The sequence below is a fragment of the Pantoea sp. WEP genome, assembly GCF_041678305.1.
Lineage (GTDB): Bacteria > Pseudomonadota > Gammaproteobacteria > Enterobacterales > Enterobacteriaceae > Pantoea > Pantoea dispersa.
The window spans coordinates 3,651,190-3,667,890 of the sequence record NZ_JBGNXB010000001.1 but is presented as its reverse complement, the minus strand read 5'-3'; the positions used below and the strand labels follow the sequence as shown (position 1 = coordinate 3,667,890).

General features: G+C 54.6%; 16 protein-coding genes and 1 pseudogene. All 17 read left to right on the top strand.

Going from position 1 to position 16,701, the window contains the following annotated elements; all coding sequences use genetic code 11:
* The first annotated feature begins 64 nt into the window (after window positions 1–64).
* The 17 genes and pseudogenes from ABVR31_RS17195 to ABVR31_RS17115 all read left to right on the top strand — a co-directional run bounded on the left by ABVR31_RS17195 (window position 65) and on the right by ABVR31_RS17115 (window position 16,699).
* Window positions 65–988, top strand: a complete 924-nt coding sequence (locus tag ABVR31_RS17195; protein WP_104187892.1) for a ParA family protein — start codon at window positions 65–67, stop codon at window positions 986–988.
* Complete coding sequence (gene dnaB-PI, locus ABVR31_RS17190) at window positions 978–2,345, top strand: SPI-7-type island replicative DNA helicase (protein ID WP_372773640.1); 1,368 nt, start codon at window positions 978–980, stop codon at window positions 2,343–2,345. Before ABVR31_RS17195 ends, dnaB-PI begins: the two co-directional genes overlap by 11 nt.
* Entirely contained in the window at window positions 2,342–4,048 is a 1,707-nt protein-coding gene (locus ABVR31_RS17185) for a ParB family protein (protein WP_372773638.1), read from the top strand. Before dnaB-PI ends, ABVR31_RS17185 begins: the two co-directional genes overlap by 4 nt.
* Complete coding sequence (locus tag ABVR31_RS17180; protein ID WP_372773636.1) at window positions 4,041–4,298, top strand: TraR/DksA C4-type zinc finger protein; 258 nt, start codon at window positions 4,041–4,043, stop codon at window positions 4,296–4,298. The genes ABVR31_RS17185 and ABVR31_RS17180 overlap by 8 nt, the downstream gene beginning before the upstream one ends.
* Window positions 4,288–5,031 carry a DUF2786 domain-containing protein gene (locus tag ABVR31_RS17175; RefSeq protein ID WP_166712267.1) on the top strand — a complete coding sequence of 248 codons (744 nt, stop codon included), beginning with the start codon at window positions 4,288–4,290 and terminating at the stop codon, window positions 5,029–5,031. The genes ABVR31_RS17180 and ABVR31_RS17175 overlap by 11 nt, the downstream gene beginning before the upstream one ends.
* An 84-nt stretch (window positions 5,032–5,115) precedes the next feature.
* Window positions 5,116–5,724 carry a DUF2857 domain-containing protein gene (locus tag ABVR31_RS17170; RefSeq protein WP_104187900.1) on the top strand — a complete coding sequence of 203 codons (609 nt, stop codon included), beginning with the start codon at window positions 5,116–5,118 and terminating at the stop codon, window positions 5,722–5,724.
* Window positions 5,724–5,954: a hypothetical protein gene (locus ABVR31_RS17165; RefSeq protein ID WP_059012802.1), complete on the top strand. Its 231-nt coding sequence runs from the start codon at window positions 5,724–5,726 to the stop codon at window positions 5,952–5,954. Before ABVR31_RS17170 ends, ABVR31_RS17165 begins: the two co-directional genes overlap by 1 nt.
* Window positions 5,955–6,032: 78 nt before the next feature.
* Complete coding sequence (locus ABVR31_RS17160) at window positions 6,033–7,265, top strand: STY4528 family pathogenicity island replication protein (protein WP_255152401.1); 1,233 nt, start codon at window positions 6,033–6,035, stop codon at window positions 7,263–7,265.
* 365 nt (window positions 7,266–7,630) lie between these two features.
* Window positions 7,631–8,353 (top strand): PFL_4669 family integrating conjugative element protein, encoded by a 723-nt coding sequence (locus ABVR31_RS17155; RefSeq protein ID WP_372773633.1) that lies wholly within the window; start codon window positions 7,631–7,633, stop codon window positions 8,351–8,353.
* Window positions 8,354–8,370: 17 nt separating this feature from the next.
* On the top strand, window positions 8,371–10,383 hold the full coding sequence (locus ABVR31_RS17150; protein ID WP_372773631.1) for a DNA topoisomerase III: 2,013 nt from the start codon (window positions 8,371–8,373) through the stop codon (window positions 10,381–10,383).
* A gap of 636 nt (window positions 10,384–11,019) precedes the next feature.
* Window positions 11,020–11,511, top strand: coding sequence for an STY4534 family ICE replication protein (locus tag ABVR31_RS17145; RefSeq protein ID WP_372773629.1), 492 nt, complete (start codon window positions 11,020–11,022; stop codon window positions 11,509–11,511).
* 72 nt (window positions 11,512–11,583) lie between these two features.
* Window positions 11,584–12,132, top strand: coding sequence for a single-stranded DNA-binding protein (locus ABVR31_RS17140; RefSeq protein WP_372773627.1), 549 nt, complete (start codon window positions 11,584–11,586; stop codon window positions 12,130–12,132).
* Window positions 12,133–12,275: 143 nt separating this feature from the next.
* Complete coding sequence (locus ABVR31_RS17135; protein ID WP_088515933.1) at window positions 12,276–12,560, top strand: DUF1778 domain-containing protein; 285 nt, start codon at window positions 12,276–12,278, stop codon at window positions 12,558–12,560.
* Complete coding sequence (locus tag ABVR31_RS17130) at window positions 12,551–13,033, top strand: GNAT family N-acetyltransferase (RefSeq protein WP_372773625.1); 483 nt, start codon at window positions 12,551–12,553, stop codon at window positions 13,031–13,033. The genes ABVR31_RS17135 and ABVR31_RS17130 overlap by 10 nt, the downstream gene beginning before the upstream one ends.
* 230 nt (window positions 13,034–13,263) lie before the next feature.
* The gene (locus ABVR31_RS17125; RefSeq protein ID WP_372773623.1) at window positions 13,264–14,562 is read left to right on the top strand and encodes a TcpQ domain-containing protein; all 1,299 of its coding nucleotides are present in this window, start codon (window positions 13,264–13,266) and stop codon (window positions 14,560–14,562) included.
* A 1-nt stretch (window position 14,563) separates the two neighbouring features.
* Entirely contained in the window at window positions 14,564–15,007 is a 444-nt protein-coding gene (gene pilM, locus ABVR31_RS17120; protein WP_372773621.1) for a type IV pilus biogenesis protein PilM, read from the top strand.
* A 19-nt stretch (window positions 15,008–15,026) separates the two neighbouring features.
* Window positions 15,027–16,699: pseudogene (locus tag ABVR31_RS17115) on the top strand (PilN family type IVB pilus formation outer membrane protein).
* The last annotated feature ends 2 nt before the right edge of the window (window positions 16,700–16,701 follow it).

Below are 16,701 nucleotides of genomic sequence, written 5' to 3'. Positions count from 1 at the left end.
AATTTTTCCGCTTTGATTGTTGTGAAATTGCTTATCTCACCTGAATAAACTTCAGGTGTTATAAATGCATTTAAAATCAGATGATTACAAATCACTTGGTGCCAGACCGAAAGTGATTCCAGTTGTTTCAACTAAAGGTGGCGAGGGTAAATCAACCCAGGCCGCAAATCTCGGCGGTTTTCTCGCGGATGCGGGTATCAAAACCCTCATTATCGACGGAGATCACGCTCAGCCAACTGCCAGCAGTATCTACCCCTTAGCATATGAAGCGCCTTGCGGTCTCTATGAGCTGCTCATGCAGACTGCAGACCTCTCACGGCCAGAAAACATAATTTCCCGCACCGAGATCGATAATCTGGACGTCATTGTCTCCAATGATCCCCGCAACCTTTTACCTACTTACATGCTTAATGTTGCTGACGGACGCGTGCGCCTGCGGAATGCGCTGGCGAATCCAGTGTTCAGCCAGTATGACGTCATCCTGATAGATTCACAGGGTTCACGTTCGGTAATGTCGGAACTGATTATTCTTGCCGCTACCGGTGAAATGATCGGCATGGTGAAGCCCGTTCTGCCCGATGTCCGCGAATTCATGCGCGGCACAGTTGCTCTTATGGAAGAACTCCTTCCTTATCTGGCCTTTGGTATCAAACTCCCGCAGATACGCATGCTGGTTAACTGTATGGATTATACGGTGCTGGCGAAAACCACCGTTGAGCATGCTGAAGCCATCATTTCAGGCGGGGATTACAGTCAGCATTCGGACAAAATAGTTATTGAGATGCTTCAGACCAGAATCTATGACCTGGATATCTATAAACATGGTCATGCAGCAGGGCAGCCAGTTCACAGGCTCGAGAAGAAAACCAGCCGTAAAAGTGATTCGGCCTTTGATTCCATGCACAACCTTGCATGCGAACTTTTCCCCGAATGGAAAGAGAAGTTTGACGAGCTTGCTGCAGAAGGGGAACGTAAAGATGACCTCTAATCGCAGAAATATCCCCGGTCTGTTTTCTCTTGATGCTGAACAGTCTGTCATCGGTGGCCTGATGCTGGATAACGATCGCTGGGATGAAGTGGCAATCCGCCTCAGCGCCAATGATTTCTTCCATAAGGTTCATAAAGCCATCTTTCAGGAAATGACGCGTCTGGTGGCGGCCAGTAAGCCAATAGACCTCGTGACGCTGGCTGAAAGTATTGAAAGCCGTGGTAAAGATGCCCTTGACCAGCTCGGTGGCTTTGCCTACCTGGCAGAGCTCGCTAAGAATACGCCCAGCGCGGCAAACATCGTTGCGTACTGTGACATAGTGGCAAAATACAGTCAGGGTCGTCAGTTAACCGCAATTGGTACAGAAATCACTGAATCGGTAAAACAACCGGGTGCTGATATTGAAAGGGTAATGGAAATTGCCGAGCAGAAAATCACCCGACTTGCCGAGCGAACTGAACCTGAACAGGCAGTCACTCTCATTGATGGTATGGAAAAACTGCTGGTTGAGCTGGAGCGCCGATGCAATGTCCCTGACGGTATTACCGGTACGCCTACAGGTTTTGAAGACTTCGATGCCATGACCAGCGGTCTTCAGGCTGGCGACTTAGTGCTTATAGCGGCACGTCCATCAATGGGTAAAACGGCATTGCTGATAAGTTTGCTGATTAATTCCTTAATGAAAAAAAAGGAGTCAAACGGGCAGTTTTACAGTCTTGAACAGCCAACAGAACAGATCCTGATGCGCATGGTTGCTTCACTGGGCAGCATAGACCTGACCCACCTCAAGAGTGGGTTGATGGATGATGAAGACTGGGCGCGCGTGTCAAACGCTTATGGGCTGTTAACAGGGGACCTCAAAGATCGCCTCATCATTGATGACACCGGTTCACTGACGCCCGCGATGCTTCGTATTCGCGCCAGACGCAACGCACGGCGCTATGGTCATCCATCGATTATCGGACTTGATTACCTGCAGCTGATGCGCTGCCCGGATCAGGAAAACCGCACGCAGGAAATTGCAGAAATATCGCGTTCTCTGAAAGCGCTGGCCAAAGAAATGGACTGCCCTGTTGTCGCGCTGTCACAACTGAACCGACAGCTTGAGAGCCGCGCAGATAAACGTCCGAATAATGGTGATCTTCGCGATTCCGGGGCTCTTGAACAGGACGCTGACGTCATCGTTTTTATCTACCGCGATGAGGTCTATCACGAAAACTCGGATGATAAGGGCGTCGCTGAAATCATCATCAGCAAACAACGCCAGGGGCCTACAGGCACAATTCGCCTGCAATATGAAGGTCGTTTCACCCGATTTTCTGACCTGACGGCCAGCGCAGGGAGGACAGCAGCATGAGTAACGTTCGTAACCTGAACATCGGTGCTGCCATGCTGCAACGGGGTAAATCGCCTTCTCAGATCACTGACCCAATGGATGCCGCTTCGTTGCCGGTCAGCGAAATGGCAATGGTACTGTCACTTGACCAGCTGCGCCCGAATCCAGACAACCCCCGTAAAGGCCGCAATCCGCGTTATGAAGAAATCAAAGCCTCCGTGCGTGCTCGCGGACTGGATTCCATTCCAAAAGTGACCCGCGATCCTCAGGGGGAAGACGTTTACATCTTCAGCGACGGCGGCAACACCCGATATCAGATTCTCTGTGAGTTATGGCAGGAAACCGGCGATGAACGTTTCTATCGCATACACACCATTTTTAAACCGTGGCCCGGGCGGCTGAAATGTCTTGTCGGACATTTGGCTGAAAACGACGTCAGGGGAGATCTGAGCTTCATTGACAAAGCATTTGGGATTCACAATGCGAGAATTATTCAGGAAGAGCAGCTGGGAAGGCCTGTTTCACTTCGTGAGTTGTCTGAACTCCTGAATGAGGAAGGCTATCCTGTTCACGCATCCAGTATCAGCCGGATGGAGGATACACTCAAATATCTTCATCCGCACATGCCTGACCTTCTGGAAAGAGGACTCAGTCGTGGGCAGGCCCTCCCCATCCTAAACCTCAGAATTCTGGCTGAGAAAGTATGGACTAAATATGACGTATCCGATGATTCGACAGATGAATTTGAGCGGGTATTTGGTGAAGCGTGCAAGAATTTTAATGATCCTGACAGCTTCTCCTTTGATCACCTGCGCGATGAATTAATAGGTCTTCTGGTTAAAGCTCTGCCCCATCCGAGCCTCAATTATGATCGTTGGCTGATTGAGCTTGACCCCCGTGAACAGAAGCGCCGTGAGCAGTTTGGTGAGCCGCCACCGCTGCCGGCAATGTCGCCACCACAGGAAAGAGCGGCAGGCCGGGAATCCCCGACATCAATTGTCACTGTTCTGCCTCCGGATACAGACTCCGAAACCCCGGTCACGGGGCTGCGCAGCGGCACCCTGATCACACGCGGTCGTCCCGAGCCAGCTCCGGAACTGCCCGCAGGCGCTGAACTGCCTGTAAACGCACTGGTAAACGCCGGCAGTGAACCGCGTCGCGAAGTCCAGGATGACCTTTTTGGCGGCCGGCCGGTAATTACCGGTGAAACGGCTGGTACGGACAGCATTTCTCTTACTGATTTCAGTCAGGGCACACTGTTATCAGCAATTGGTGAGGAAAATGACCCTCTGCCGGCGTCAGTCAGCTCAGTCTCCTTCGCTGCTACCGGCCTTGAGCCCGTCAGCGATATCTGGCACATCCCGGCACTCCAAGATGATATCGAGCATCTGCAGGATATGGCCTACCGGCTTGTCTTCGAGATTGCTGAGGCGATGGGCTGTGCGGACAATGTGCGGGAGGATAAACACCCTCAGTCATCAGGCTTTGCCGTCTCCGAAACCGGCAGCGAATTTGTCCTCTTCCTGGCGGGTCTGTCCGGCTCACTCCCAAATAAACAGTTCAATATGTTTATGTTCTGCCTGAATTTCTTCGGTACTCAGTCTCCGGCTGACGTGGCCGTATTCGACGATATTACGGTTGTGAAAACAATGCGTCTTATCCGCATTATCCGCCGTCTGCGTGAGCTGCAGCGACTTGCTGCAAAGGGAGGGGAAAATGTCTGATGATCTGAACGATGAAATGGCGCAAGCCAGTACGGCTCTGTTCACCCAGCGCGGCATAGATGCAATCCGGGCGCAGGTGCACTCTGTAAAACCGTCAAAAGCGTTCTGTGAATGCTGCGGAGCAGATATACCGGTCGCTCGTCAGAAGGCTGTGCCGGGCGTGGAATTCTGTGCTGGCTGTCAGGATGTCAAAGAGAAACAGGACCGTCACCGAGCTACCGGGAGCAGGGGGATGCGCTATGTCGGATAACGCAAAAGTCACAGCCCGTATCCGCCGCCTGATGGCGCTGGGCACGCGCAACAGTAACCCTCATGAAGCCGCCCGTGCGGTTGCACTGGCCCAGCGGCTTATGCAGCGTCATGGTATGACGCCAGACATGCTTTCTCTCAGTGGCATCTCCGAGTCAGTTTGCCTGAGCCTGACCAGTAATGCAGATAAAGTGCCAGCTTGGCTGAGCTCTCTGGCAACAGTGGTCTGCATGGCCACAGGATGTCGCTGCTGGTTTGGCTGGCATGTTCATGTCAGTTCACAGGGAACCAGCAGCGTTCGCCGTTCACTTCACTTTTATGGCTTTAGCGAACGACCCGAGGTGGCGCTCTACATCTATACCGTTCTGCAGCGCCAGCTGCGCGCCGCGTCTGAAACGCACATGGAACAGTATCGTACCCGTCGAATGCTGCTGCGTACGCGCCGTCGTCGTGCAGATCAGTTCAGGGAGGGCTGGGTATCCGGCGTCTGGCAGGTGCTGCGTTCATTTGCGCCCTCTGAGGAGGAAAATACCGTACTTCAGCGCTGGCTGACAAAGCGCCATGCCGGAGACGCACTGGCCGACGTGACTGTTCGTGAGGCGGGAAGCTGCCGCGGTGACAGCGCTGCCCGGATGGCCGGTTTTCTCGCCGGCCGGGATGCCGACCTTCATCATGGCCTCAGTGGTGAACAGGCTCCCCGGCAGATTTCAGCAGGGGGAGGTTCTCATGACTGATGTTTTTTTATGGTGTGCCTGCCTGTCGGGCTGGCTTTTTGATGTTCTGCTCGTCGCCGACCAGGCGATTTCAGGAGGTGGCCTGTGAGCCAGCATAACTTTTCTAATCTCTCTCAGGCTACCACGGCCATTCTTTCCGCACTGCTGATGGACATCAAAAACGGCAATATCCGCCGCTGCGAGTCGCTGGGTATGTCCGTTGAAGAGATCCGTGCGCTAAGTCACCTTAGTCTTGACGAACTGCACTACCTCAGCCAGTCACACGTTTCCGTGCTAGATGTCTCCCTCAATCATGAAAATTTCTGGCTAATGCTGAATCAGGCCCGGAACGAGCAGAAGCGGTTCATGATGATTGACCGTGCACTTGAACTCGGCGGCTCAATGGAGCTTATCGACCGGTACTTTGGCCTGTCACCCTCAGAAGTGAGTGCACGCCGCCGTCTGATGGGCATCGAGTCCCGGCAGGGGCGAACTCAGGCCCTGACAGAGCCTCAGGACGCAGCGCTCTGGATCGAATGGAAAGCCTCAGGTCTGACATCTCCTGATTCCCATCAGGCGCTTGAGGCGATGATGCTCGCGGCGGAGCAGTTGGGTCTTTCCCTGACAGCAGTCTGGAGCCGCGTATGTCAGTGGTGCCGGGAGGCGGGTACCACTGCCCGCACTGCGCCCGCACAAATACGTAAGGAGGCGTGATGGAACTGGAAGATTTTTCTCCTCGTCAGCAGGTTTCCCCGGCGGTACGCCGCCGGGCGCAAAAGTTATTCCATGCACTTTGCTGCGGCCAGAAAGTGTTCCGCCGGCTGACCATGAACGGATATCTCAAGATAGATGTAGGACCGTTCTGGCGCATCCTGAGCAAGGACGGTGGCCGGCAGTGGTGGCTGATGGATCATGAGACATACAACCGTGAAATACGCCGGTAACGGATTGCCGCTGATGACCACACTGTGCCGGGTTTATCCCGGCACAGTGCTGTCTCAGGCAGAAGAGGAGAGCATAAAATGACCATTCCCGCCGACAGTATCGTGGCGCATACGCTTGGCAGAATGCAGCAGAATCTTGAGCGGCGCGCTGATAACGGCGATGTAAGCCAGGAACGCAGCGGGCTGCTGTTTATGGGAAACGTGCACGATGCGTTCCCGCGCAGGCTGTTTCTTGATACGCGCCTGTCACCGCTGGATAAAACCGCCTGGGTGATGATCAGGCTTTATGCGCAGCAGAATGAGGGAGCCATCTTTCCGACCTATGACGAGCTACAGGTTCAGCTGGCCTCCGCGCATTCCGAAAAATCCTCACGCGATACGGTGAGCCGCGTTCTGCTGATGCTGCGCCTGACCGGCTGGCTCAGTCTGTGTAAGCGGGTGCGTGATGACCGTGGCCGCGTGAGGGGCAATATCTACGCGCAGCATGATGAGCCGCTGGGTTACCGTGACGCCGAAACCTTTGACCCGGGCTGGCTGACGCTTCTTGAAGAGAGCTGCCAGAATCGTAATAAAGCGGTCCGGATGACCGCGCTGGCCGTGGTGAATGATATCCTGCAGGACCCCGGGATGCGTCATCGTCACAGTCGCCTGGCCCTTATCGAAAGTCGCCTGAGCGAGCCGTCCACGCCTCAGCAGATGGTCTGCAATCGCCAAGCTGTGACCCGCAGTCCGGATTCCGGACTCAGTCAGAAAAGCGCAAAAAATCAACCAGATCCACTGAGTCCGGAAAACGGACTCAGTAATTCATTAATGGAGAAAACGCCGAGTCCGGAATCCGGACTCAGCCTTAAATCAATGACTTACACCGGAGTCCGAAATTCGGACTGTAACGTACGTTCTTTCACACAGAGTGTGAATAAAAAAACGTACGTACCGGGTGGAGAGCATTTTTTGCCTGAAGACTTTGTTAACGGGCTGAACAGTGAGGATCGGCAGATGCTCACCACCCAGATGGCCTCACTGCCGGAAGCGCTAGCGAAGGCGTTGGCTGACATGCTGCGCGAACAACTGCGACTTGGCAGGCTTAATAACCCGGTTGGCTGGTTGTTCACGATGCTGCGACGTGCCCGTTGCGGTGAGCTGAATTTGCAGGAACCCGCAGTACATGGCAGTTCCGGCAGCAATAATTCCAGTACAACCGTCCCGCGTGCTGTACCAGCAGCCAGTCTGCCTGTAAAGCCTGCGAGCCGGCCTTCTAAGGAGGATGTCAGGGCGATGATTGAAAGCATACGCCAGAGTGTTAGCAAATAATTAGACGGTTGAAGCTTCAGCTTACCTCCATCCGGTAAGACACTTGCAACTGACACAATCTACCCTGCGGTAATAAACGAGCAGTATTGCGGGATGCAACGGTGGCTAAAAAACAAGCAGTGTTGCGGGGTGCAACAGTGGCTAAAAAACAAGCAGTGTTGCGGGGCGCAACAGCGGTTAAAAAGTAAGCAGTGTTGCGGGGCGCAACAGCGGCTAAAAAACAAGCAGCGTTGCGGGGCGCAACCAAATCAATATCTAACCCGCCGTTAATTTCTTAATCGTAATTATGAGTTTCACATTGTTGGGAATACATCTGATTCAGGACTATGCCAGCTCTTCTTAACTGAATACAGGTGACGATAACGATGGCAGATAAACAGGTAACAAAGACAGGTTCTCTTCAGTCTGAAATGACAATTGCGCTCCATACCAATTATGCAATTGGTTTGTGGCTGGGGCGCAAACGGGAGAAGCCGGAGGGAGACGCGCCTGCGAAACACGGCATTATCGGAATGCCTCAGTTCTTCGCGCGCTCAACACAAATTAACCAGGATTCGCTGAGTAACAATCCCTGGGCTGATGAAGCTATGTACCGTCTGGAAGAAAAGCTGAAATCTGCATCTGAAACGATGTCCGGGCTTATCAGTAAGCTGGATGAAGATATGAGTGCGCTCCCACAGGGCGTAACATTGACGGAAGTTTCTTCAGCAGAGCCACTGGATATTCATGTTTATACGCGTACTCCGCTGGGATACCGGTGCGTGTTTCTGCTGGTAGGATTTGACCAATTTGCCAAAAAGGTGCTTCAGGCATCGCATTATGGACTGATCACGCGAAATGACCGGGACAGTTATCTCAGTGAAGGAGGGCGGCTGCTGCGTCAGATTTACGGGACGGTTTTATCTTACCGTAGGGTGGATGAAACACGCCTGGATGCAGCAGAAAACAATGCTGTCTGGCAGAAGGCCTGCCAGGATGCAGGTGAGCCCGATCGTGCCGTTCTGCTCGGCGAAAAGCGCTCAGCCTTTTCACCGCCGGTGAATGAAGCGAGCGTAAATTTGCTGCGCATGCGTTATCAGGCAGTCTGACTCACAGGAGGCTGGCTATGCGCCTTTATATCTGTGAAAAGCCCTCTCAGGGGCGCGACCTGGCAGAAGTAGTCGGCGCCACCCGTCGCGGCGATGGGTTTCTGTCAGGCAGTGGCGTCACCGTCACCTGGGCTGTAGGCCACCTGCTGGAAACCGCCCCGCCGGAGGCCTATGGTCAGCAGTATGGTAAGCCCTGGTCGCTCTCTGCGCTTCCCATCCTGCCGGCCCCCTGGCAGGTCGTTGTTAAGAAGGAGACGCAGGATCAGTTTAAAGTCATTGAGCGGCTGCTGCGTCAGGTTGACGACGTGGTGATTGCCACTGATGCTGATCGTGAGGGTGAAGTCATCGCGCGCGAGCTGCTGGATTACTGCCGCTGGGAAGGCCCGGTGCAGCGGCTCTGGCTCTCCGCTCTGGATGAAATCAGCATCCGCGCAGCACTTAAGGACCTTCGCCCCGGGCACGCCACGCTCGGGATGTATCACGCCGGTCTCGGGCGAGCCCGGGCCGACTGGCTGATAGGCATGAACCTCTCCCGTCTTTATACCCTGCGTGCAGCCGAGGCAGGCTTCGATGGCGTTGTCTCTGTAGGTCGTGTGCAGACACCGACGCTGGCGCTGGTTGTTCGCCGGGACCGGGAAATCGCCTCTTTCGTGCCCAGGCCTTACTGGCAGGTTAAAGCGATTATTTCGGCCGGCGGCATCACTTTTCCGGCGCAGTGGGTGCCGGCGAAGGTGTATACCGACGAAGAAAAGCGCTGTGTTCACCAGAACATCGCGCAGCAGGTGGCTCAGCTCTGCCGTCAGACGGGGCACGCAGTGGTGACAGAATGTGACACTAAGCGCGAAAAATCCGCCGCACCGCTGGCTTTTTCGCTGGGCACCCTGCAGCAGGCCTGTGGCAGAATGTGGGATATGTCACCCCAGCAGGTGCTTGATACCGCGCAGAGCCTGTATGAAAAGCACAAGGCAACCACTTACCCCCGCACCGACTGCGGTTACCTGCCTGAATCCATGCGGGAAGAGATTTCCGGTGTGCTCGATGCCATTGGCCGTACCGATCCGGAATGTGCACCGGTGCTGGCAGGCCTCGACAGGGAATTTGTCTCGCGCATCTGGAACGACAAAAAAATAACGGCACACCACGGCATTATCCCCACGCGCAATGCGTTTCAGTTGTCCGCGCTGTCGGAGGCGGAACGTAACGTCTATCTGCTCATCCGCCGTAACTACCTGGCGCAGTTCCTGCCCCTACATGAGTCCGATATCACCCGGCTGCAGTTCGATATTGGCGGGCAGCTGTTCCGCAGCACCGGACGAACAGAGGTGATAAAGGGCTGGAAGGTCCTGTTTGAACAAGACCGGGATAATGATGTTGATGAGGACGATGAAGCAGACGCTGCCCTGCCGCCGCTCAGCCGTAGTGACCGCTGCGCGGTGACCGGTGCTGAGGTGGCGCAGCTGATGACCCGTCCGCCGGCACACTATACGTTTGCCACCCTGATTGGCGCCATGATGAATGCGGCCGCTTTTGTTACGGACGTTGCGCTGCGTAAGGTGCTTAAAGACAATGCGGGGCTGGGCACCGAAGCTACCCGGGCAGGCATCGTTGAGCAGCTGCTGAACCGGCGCTTTATTGTGCGTAAAGGCAGCAAAATAATGGCGACCGAACTGGGAACCGACGTGATCGATGCCCTGCCGCCCCAGCTGACCGAGCCGGGCATGACCGCGCTCTGGGAGCAGGCGCTGGATGAAGTTGCCGCCGGCCGTATGTCGCTGGACGACTTTCTGCGGCGCCAGGCTGGCTGGACGCGTAACCTGGTCAGCCAGGGGGCTCAGCAGCAGGTCCGTATCCGGGTTCCACCCACGCCTGCCTGCCCAATATGCGGAGGGAAAACCCGCCTGCGCAAAGGGGACAGGGGGGAGTTCTGGAGCTGCCAGCGCTATCCTGGGTGCAAAGGCGTTATAAACATCAGCGGCAGCAAAAAGAAGCGTTCCCTGAAACCTAAGTCTGCTGAATCAAAGAAGAATTAATCCGTCGTCTCCGATTGCGGGCCGTCAGGGGCTTTGCTATTGTGGCACCGGCTCTGAAGCCGCACCCCGTGACTGCGGGTTTCGTCAGCATCTAATGCATATGCTGACGGAATACAGTCTGACCGGCCCTGTCCACACCTGAACGGGAGCCGGTAAGGCACGAAAACTCCGTGAAACCCGTGCCGGGAACTGAACACGCCAGCGGAGCAACTGCTTTAAGCAGATTAACATCAGGTCGATGGTGCAGACCTCAGAGGGCGGTGCCGCAGGGTGCCGCTTTTTTTATTTTTATGTGCTGATGATTTTTTGCACGCTGCAACGTTGACATCCGCGGCGTCTGAATGAATGATTAAGTGGCTAATCGTTGTCGTTCGGACAACTGCCAATGTTCCGGTGATTTGAGAGGAACGCCTTCGGGTAATCACATGCCAATGCCATCACAACCTGAGAGATGGCGCTTTCGGGCGGTTCAAACCTGTTTAACCTTTGAAAACAGGAACCTGATATACAGGTTAAGGTCCATTTCACCAATTCAGCCAGTCGGCAAATTTTGCTGACATCCCTGCGGGAAACACTTCCCGTAAGGGACAGATGTTTCTCCGCAACCTGTTTAGTTTTTACTCCGGAGAAATCATCATGACTGCAACTACCAATACCCCTGCTTCAAACAGCTCTGCTTCTGCTAATCAGAAAAAAGAGTTTTTCAACCTCAACGTCAGCGGTATCGGATATCTCAATTCGATTCGTCGTGTTCAGGGACCCAATGGCGAAGTCACCTGCGCCGTTATTAATGCCCTGACCGGCCCTACTGATAATGCGTCCTATACCCGCTTCGATGTCACTGTCGCTGGCGCGGACACCACCAAACTCATTAACCGCTGTCAGAAAGCCGTTGATGAAGAGGAAAAAGTGCTGATTGGCTTCGTGCTAAGCGGACTCAAAGCCGATGTGTTTACCCTTCAGTCGGGTGATCATGCCGGTGAAAGCCGCCCTTCCCTGAAGGCCCGCCTTATCAAGGTGGAGTTCATCAAGAAAGGTCAGGACGTAGTCTATCAGGCACCCAATGCTTCCCAGACGCCAGAATCCGGCTCGTCGGCTCAGAAAGAGTACGATCCGAATTCGTTCTAAGCGTTACGGACACACCACCGGAACATCCCGGTGGTCGTGTTTCTCACCCCACATTTCTGAGAGGAAAACATTATGTCCGCACGCGGCGTCAACAAAGTTATTCTGGTCGGTCATCTCGGTCAGGACCCTGAAGTTCGTTACATGCCAGATGGCAAAGCAGTGACCGGCTTAAGCCTGGCCACTTCTGAAACCTGGCGTGATAAACAGACCGGTGAAAACCGGGAAATTACCGAATGGCATCGCGTCGTGCTGTTTGGCAAGCTGGCTGAAGTTGCCGGTGAATACCTGCGTAAGGGATCACAGGTGTATATCGAAGGTCAGCTACGCACCCGTAAATGGACGGATAACAGCGGCACCGATCGCTGGACTACCGAAGTCGTTGTGGGAATAAACGGAACGATGAAGATGATGGGCGGAGGTCGTAACAATGGCACCAACACCAGTGGAAACAATGCGCAGTCAGGTCAGCAGAGTGCATGGGGGCAGCCTCAGCAACCTCAGCAGCCTCAGTCAGCGCCACAGAATCCGGCGAATGAGCCACCAATGGATTTTGACGATGACATACCGTTCCTCGGACACGGTTATGGCATATGCCGGAAAGCCATTTACGCCATTTCTTAACGGAATCATAGGCTTATACCCTCTTATGCGCCAGCTCAGTCTGGCGCTTTCTTTGCAGCATCTACTGAATGGGCATGTATAGCAATTTGCTACCATTCGGGGTACCATATGCGTATAGCAATTTGTTACCAACAGGAGGAGTTATGCAAACAACTTTCCGTAAATCCGTTCGTGATAAGCAAATCAATATCCGTGCCACGGATGAAGAGCGCGCAGTGATTGATTATGCTGCGAGTCTGGTGAATAAAAACCGTACTGATTTTATCATTGAAAGGGCTGTGCATGAGGCACAGAACATTATTCTTGATCAACGCGTGTTCATTCTTGATGACGAACGTTATCAGGAGTTCATCAGGCAACTCGAAGCCCCTGTACAAAATGTTGAAGGTCGTCAGCGTCTGATGGATGTAAAACCTGAATGGAAATAAAAGTCACTGCGCCTGCTTTACTGACAGAGGGGCATGATCTTGAGCCGTTCGATAGCGGAAATGTGGTTCTTGATGACTGGCTTCGCCGGCGTGCATTGAAAAATCAGCATCTCAATGCCTCCCGTACATTCGTCATCTGTCTTGAAGGAACCATGCGTGTAGTGGGTTATTATTCCATCGCGACCGGCTCGGTAAGTCATGTCGATTTGAGTCGTAGTCTCAGACAGAATATGCCCGATCCCGTACCGGTTGTTTTACTGGGCCGTCTTGCAGTCGATGTAACTACTCAGGGCAATAAATTCGGGAAATGGTTGTTGAATGATGCCGTGATACGCGTTTCAAATCTGGCGGATCAAGTCGGGATTAAGGCTATCATGGTGCATGCAATAGACGAGCAGGCTAAAGCGTTCTACGACTACTTTGGCTTTGTGCAATCACCGGTTGCCGCTAACACGTTATTCTACAAAATATGATGGTTTCATGCTGTTATCCAACTGCTGAACTCATGGACTTCAAATTACTTTCAACGCCGGTTCTCCGGCGTTTTCTTTTCTGATTAATGTTAATAGCCAGGTCCGTTGATTAACCCGTACCGACTCTGCAGTATTTTTCTTCAATTTCAGGAAAGAGTTTCGCATTGCCTGCTTTTTCCTCACCGCGAGAATAGCACTCCTGACTAAGACTATTCCTGGGGTGAATCCTGATGGCAGTACCTTCAAGACGCGCGGCAACGGGAGCCGGCCTGCTTGCCTGCTCTGTCATGCTGGCCAGCTGCAGCAACCCGGCCTCTGACGCAGCGCCATTAATCAATGGCCGTTTTCAGCAGCCTGCCCGCTTCGATGACATTTACCGAAATCGTTCCCCTGAAGTGGTGCGCTACGACCGTTACACGCTCGTCAGTACACGCCCCGATGATGCGCAGCGCGATCCGCTTAACCAGATTATCGATATTACGATGCCTGCTCAGCTGGTTAACTCTGTGGGGGAAGGATTTCGTTATCTCCTGCTGGAATCCGGCTATTCACTATGCTCAGCCACTTCTTCAGCATTTTCAGAACTGCTCAGCCGCCCCCTTCCTGCCGTGCAGCGCGATATCGGTCCCGTGAAACTGAGCGAAGCCCTGCAGGTGCTGGCCGGTCCGGCCTGGCGCCTGAAGGTGGATGAAGTGAACCGTGAAATCTGCTTTGAGTTGCGTGACCAGTTTCGTAGTTTTGCTACCCCCCAGACGGTGCCGATCTCGCGTGCGCCACAGGCTGTAAATGTGAATCGTCCGGTTGTGACGCAGCCTGTTCAGCCCCCGGTGGTGACGGGAAAAGGCAATACCGTCTCACGCAATCCTTTTACCAGTGACACCATCAGCGCCAATGCCCCGGCCACCGCGCCGGAAACGTCGCTCAAACCGCAGAATCTCGCAGTTCCGTCTCCGGTGCTGACGGCGGCGAACGTGTCGGCACCACAGAAAATCCCTTCGGTGGCCCCGGTAAAAAGCAAACCGGTGTCATCCCCTGCTGCGACTCATGCACCTGATCAAAGAACAGCGCTGTCGCAGAAACCAACTGTTGCCGCAGCGCGCCCGGCGGCCGCGCTGCAGACTACAGTGAACGGCACCTCACCGTCGGCCCCGGTCCGCCCCGTTACAACGCTGCCGCCGGCGCCTCCCGTCAGCAGCCAGGCCTCATCTTCTTATGCGCCGGGTACGCCAGTTGCTGCGCTTCCCGTCGGGCAGACCTGGCGGGCGGAACCGGGTTCGACCCTGAAAGAGACGCTGACCAGCTGGGCTTCGAAAGCACAGTGCAGTAATGGCGGCAACTGGGTCGTTATCTGGCCCGTGACGCTTGATTACCGCATCGATGCGCCGCTGGTTTTCCACGGCAACTTTGAGTCGGTCATGGTTCAGGTTTTTGACCTCTATCGCAAAGCCGAAAAACCCCTTTTCGCTGAAGCCAATCGTATTCAGTGCCTGATTTCCGTGAGCGATACGCCAGCGGGAGGAGGTCACTGAGATGGGGTTTGCGCTGCCCATACTCGTGTTCTGTCTGGTCATTTCGCTGATGGCGGGTGATGCGCAGCGCCATTCTGCTGAACACATCCGGCTTTCAATGCAGCAGACCCTGCCGGATCGGCTTGCCGGCGACATGCTGCGCACCGCGGACGCGGTAAATAACTGGCGCTACGGAAAAACGGTGGCTGATGGTCCGGTATCCCTTGCTCAGACAGGTATTGTGCCGCTCCCGGACAATCGCATTAAGACCGTTATCCAGGGGGGGCGCCTCTGGATATGGGTGCCTGAAACTGCCGGTGTTTTTGCCGCGCTGCGTGCGAGGTCAATGACCTCGGCGCTGTCCCTGACCGTCAGCGGTGGCCGTCTGCGCATGGCGGATGGCACCGATATGAATCTCTCTCTGCCGTCCGGCGTATCGGAGGGCAGCATTGTTTACCTTAACTAACAACACCAGGGGGCTGCGGATGCCGCGTTTACCTTTCTGCCTGACAGCGCTGGCCGCCGCGTTTGTGCTGTCATCATGTTCGCTGAGTGAAATCAGCAAAATGGATAAGGAGGCCACAGGTCAGGCTGAAACGGCACAGCGGGTGCTGCAGAGCCGCCAGGCTTTGTCTCAGCCTACCGTTGTCTGGTCTGATAAACCCTGGGTGAACCTGCAGCCGGTTGCACCGGTCGTGTCCACGCCGGATGAAAAAAAACTGCCTTCCTGTCAGATAACGATTAACCGGCCGGAAGGGATTTCACTACCGGAGCTGGGTCAGCGCATCACCGCGCTGTGTGGTATCCGGGTGTCGATCACCCCCGATGCTTATGCAGCGCTCAGCAGTGTCACAACCGGAGGTGTGGTCACCTCCCCGATGAGCGGTCCGTTACCTGCACCCGATGATAACGGTCGTGTGCCGCTTTCACAGATCGGCGCTTCTGCAGGGCAGGCCGCGCCTGTTCAGCAAAGCACCATGATCGCGCGTGGCCTTAAGTTCCAGGGCGACGTCCGCGATCTCCTTGATATTGAAGCCAGCGGATACGGCCTGTCCTGGCGAAGTGACAGCAGCGGCGTGTATTTCTATCTTCAGGATACCCGCACTTTTCAGCTGGTTATCCTGAATACAAAGGTTAACAGCAGCGCCTCGATTAATTCCGGTTCAGGCAATCAGCTGGGCAGCGGCGGCGGGACGACCGGCGGGACAACGGGCGATATCAGCTCTAATCAGAAAACTGATTACGGCATGAACAGCGACCTTTACGATGATATTCGTAAAACGGTTGAGCAGATGCTGACCCCGAAATCCGGGCGATTCTGGCTTTCGGCCGCCACCGGCACGCTGAGCGTGACGGATACGCCTGACGTGCTTAACCGCGTCGGTCGCTATATCGAATATCAGAACAAGGTCCTGAGCCGTCAGGTACAGCTCAATATTCAGATTGTCAGCGTCAGCCAGACACGCAACGAGCAGCTGGGCCTTGACTGGGGGCTGGTTTATAAATCCCTGCATAACTTTGGCGCCAGCCTGACAGGTTCAATGGCCAATGCCTCTACGTCAGCCGCCAGCGCCGGTATCTCTATCCTCGATACGGCCACAGGTAATGCGGCTAAGTTTCCGGATCAAGCCTGCTTATCAAAGCCCTTTCCGAGCAGGGTAATGTCAGCATGGCGCTGAACCAGACTGACCCTACCGCCAACCTGACGCCGGTGGCGTATCAGCTCTCGGGCCAGAAAGGCATCCTGTCCAGTTCCAGCACAACCGCAACGGCAAACGTGGGCGTCACCTCATCAATGACGACGACGACCATTACCACCGGCCTGTTCATGACCATGCTGCCGTTCATTCAGGAAAACGGTGACGTGCAGCTGCAGTTCGCCTTCAGCTATACCAGCCCGCCGCAGATTGAGAAATTCCTCAGCGCTGACGGCAATACCCGTAACGATCTGCCCACAACGTCAACCGAAGCGCTGGCCCGCAAGGTCAATCTGCGCTCTGGTCAGACGCTGGTGCTGACCGGTTCGGAACAGCAAAACCTTTCTGCAGACAAACAGGGCACCCTTACGCCAAACAACTTCATTCTGGGCGGCGGCCAGACAGGCTCCCGCGGCCGCACGACGCTCGTCATCATGATCACCCCTGTTCTGCTGAGGTAAAC

Excerpts from the sequence above, each read along its gene's own strand:
- ABVR31_RS17155 (WP_372773633.1), top strand. The coding sequence starts at position 7,631 with ATGGCAGATAAACAGGTAACAAAGACAGGTTCTCTTCAGTCTGAAATG.
- ABVR31_RS17160 (WP_255152401.1), top strand. The coding sequence starts at position 6,033 with ATGACCATTCCCGCCGACAGTATCGTGGCGCATACGCTTGGCAGAATG.
- ABVR31_RS17145 (WP_372773629.1), top strand. The coding sequence starts at position 11,020 with ATGACTGCAACTACCAATACCCCTGCTTCAAACAGCTCTGCTTCTGCT.
- ABVR31_RS17150 (WP_372773631.1), top strand. The coding sequence starts at position 8,371 with ATGCGCCTTTATATCTGTGAAAAGCCCTCTCAGGGGCGCGACCTGGCA.
- dnaB-PI (WP_372773640.1), top strand. The coding sequence starts at position 978 with ATGACCTCTAATCGCAGAAATATCCCCGGTCTGTTTTCTCTTGATGCT.
- ABVR31_RS17175 (WP_166712267.1), top strand. The coding sequence starts at position 4,288 with ATGTCGGATAACGCAAAAGTCACAGCCCGTATCCGCCGCCTGATGGCG.
- ABVR31_RS17180 (WP_372773636.1), top strand. The coding sequence starts at position 4,041 with ATGTCTGATGATCTGAACGATGAAATGGCGCAAGCCAGTACGGCTCTG.
- ABVR31_RS17135 (WP_088515933.1), top strand. The coding sequence starts at position 12,276 with ATGCAAACAACTTTCCGTAAATCCGTTCGTGATAAGCAAATCAATATC.
- ABVR31_RS17140 (WP_372773627.1), top strand. The coding sequence starts at position 11,584 with ATGTCCGCACGCGGCGTCAACAAAGTTATTCTGGTCGGTCATCTCGGT.
- ABVR31_RS17165 (WP_059012802.1), top strand. The coding sequence starts at position 5,724 with ATGGAACTGGAAGATTTTTCTCCTCGTCAGCAGGTTTCCCCGGCGGTA.
- pilM (WP_372773621.1), top strand. The coding sequence starts at position 14,564 with ATGGGGTTTGCGCTGCCCATACTCGTGTTCTGTCTGGTCATTTCGCTG.
- ABVR31_RS17125 (WP_372773623.1), top strand. The coding sequence starts at position 13,264 with ATGGCAGTACCTTCAAGACGCGCGGCAACGGGAGCCGGCCTGCTTGCC.
- ABVR31_RS17185 (WP_372773638.1), top strand. The coding sequence starts at position 2,342 with ATGAGTAACGTTCGTAACCTGAACATCGGTGCTGCCATGCTGCAACGG.
- ABVR31_RS17130 (WP_372773625.1), top strand. The coding sequence starts at position 12,551 with ATGGAAATAAAAGTCACTGCGCCTGCTTTACTGACAGAGGGGCATGAT.
- ABVR31_RS17195 (WP_104187892.1), top strand. The coding sequence starts at position 65 with ATGCATTTAAAATCAGATGATTACAAATCACTTGGTGCCAGACCGAAA.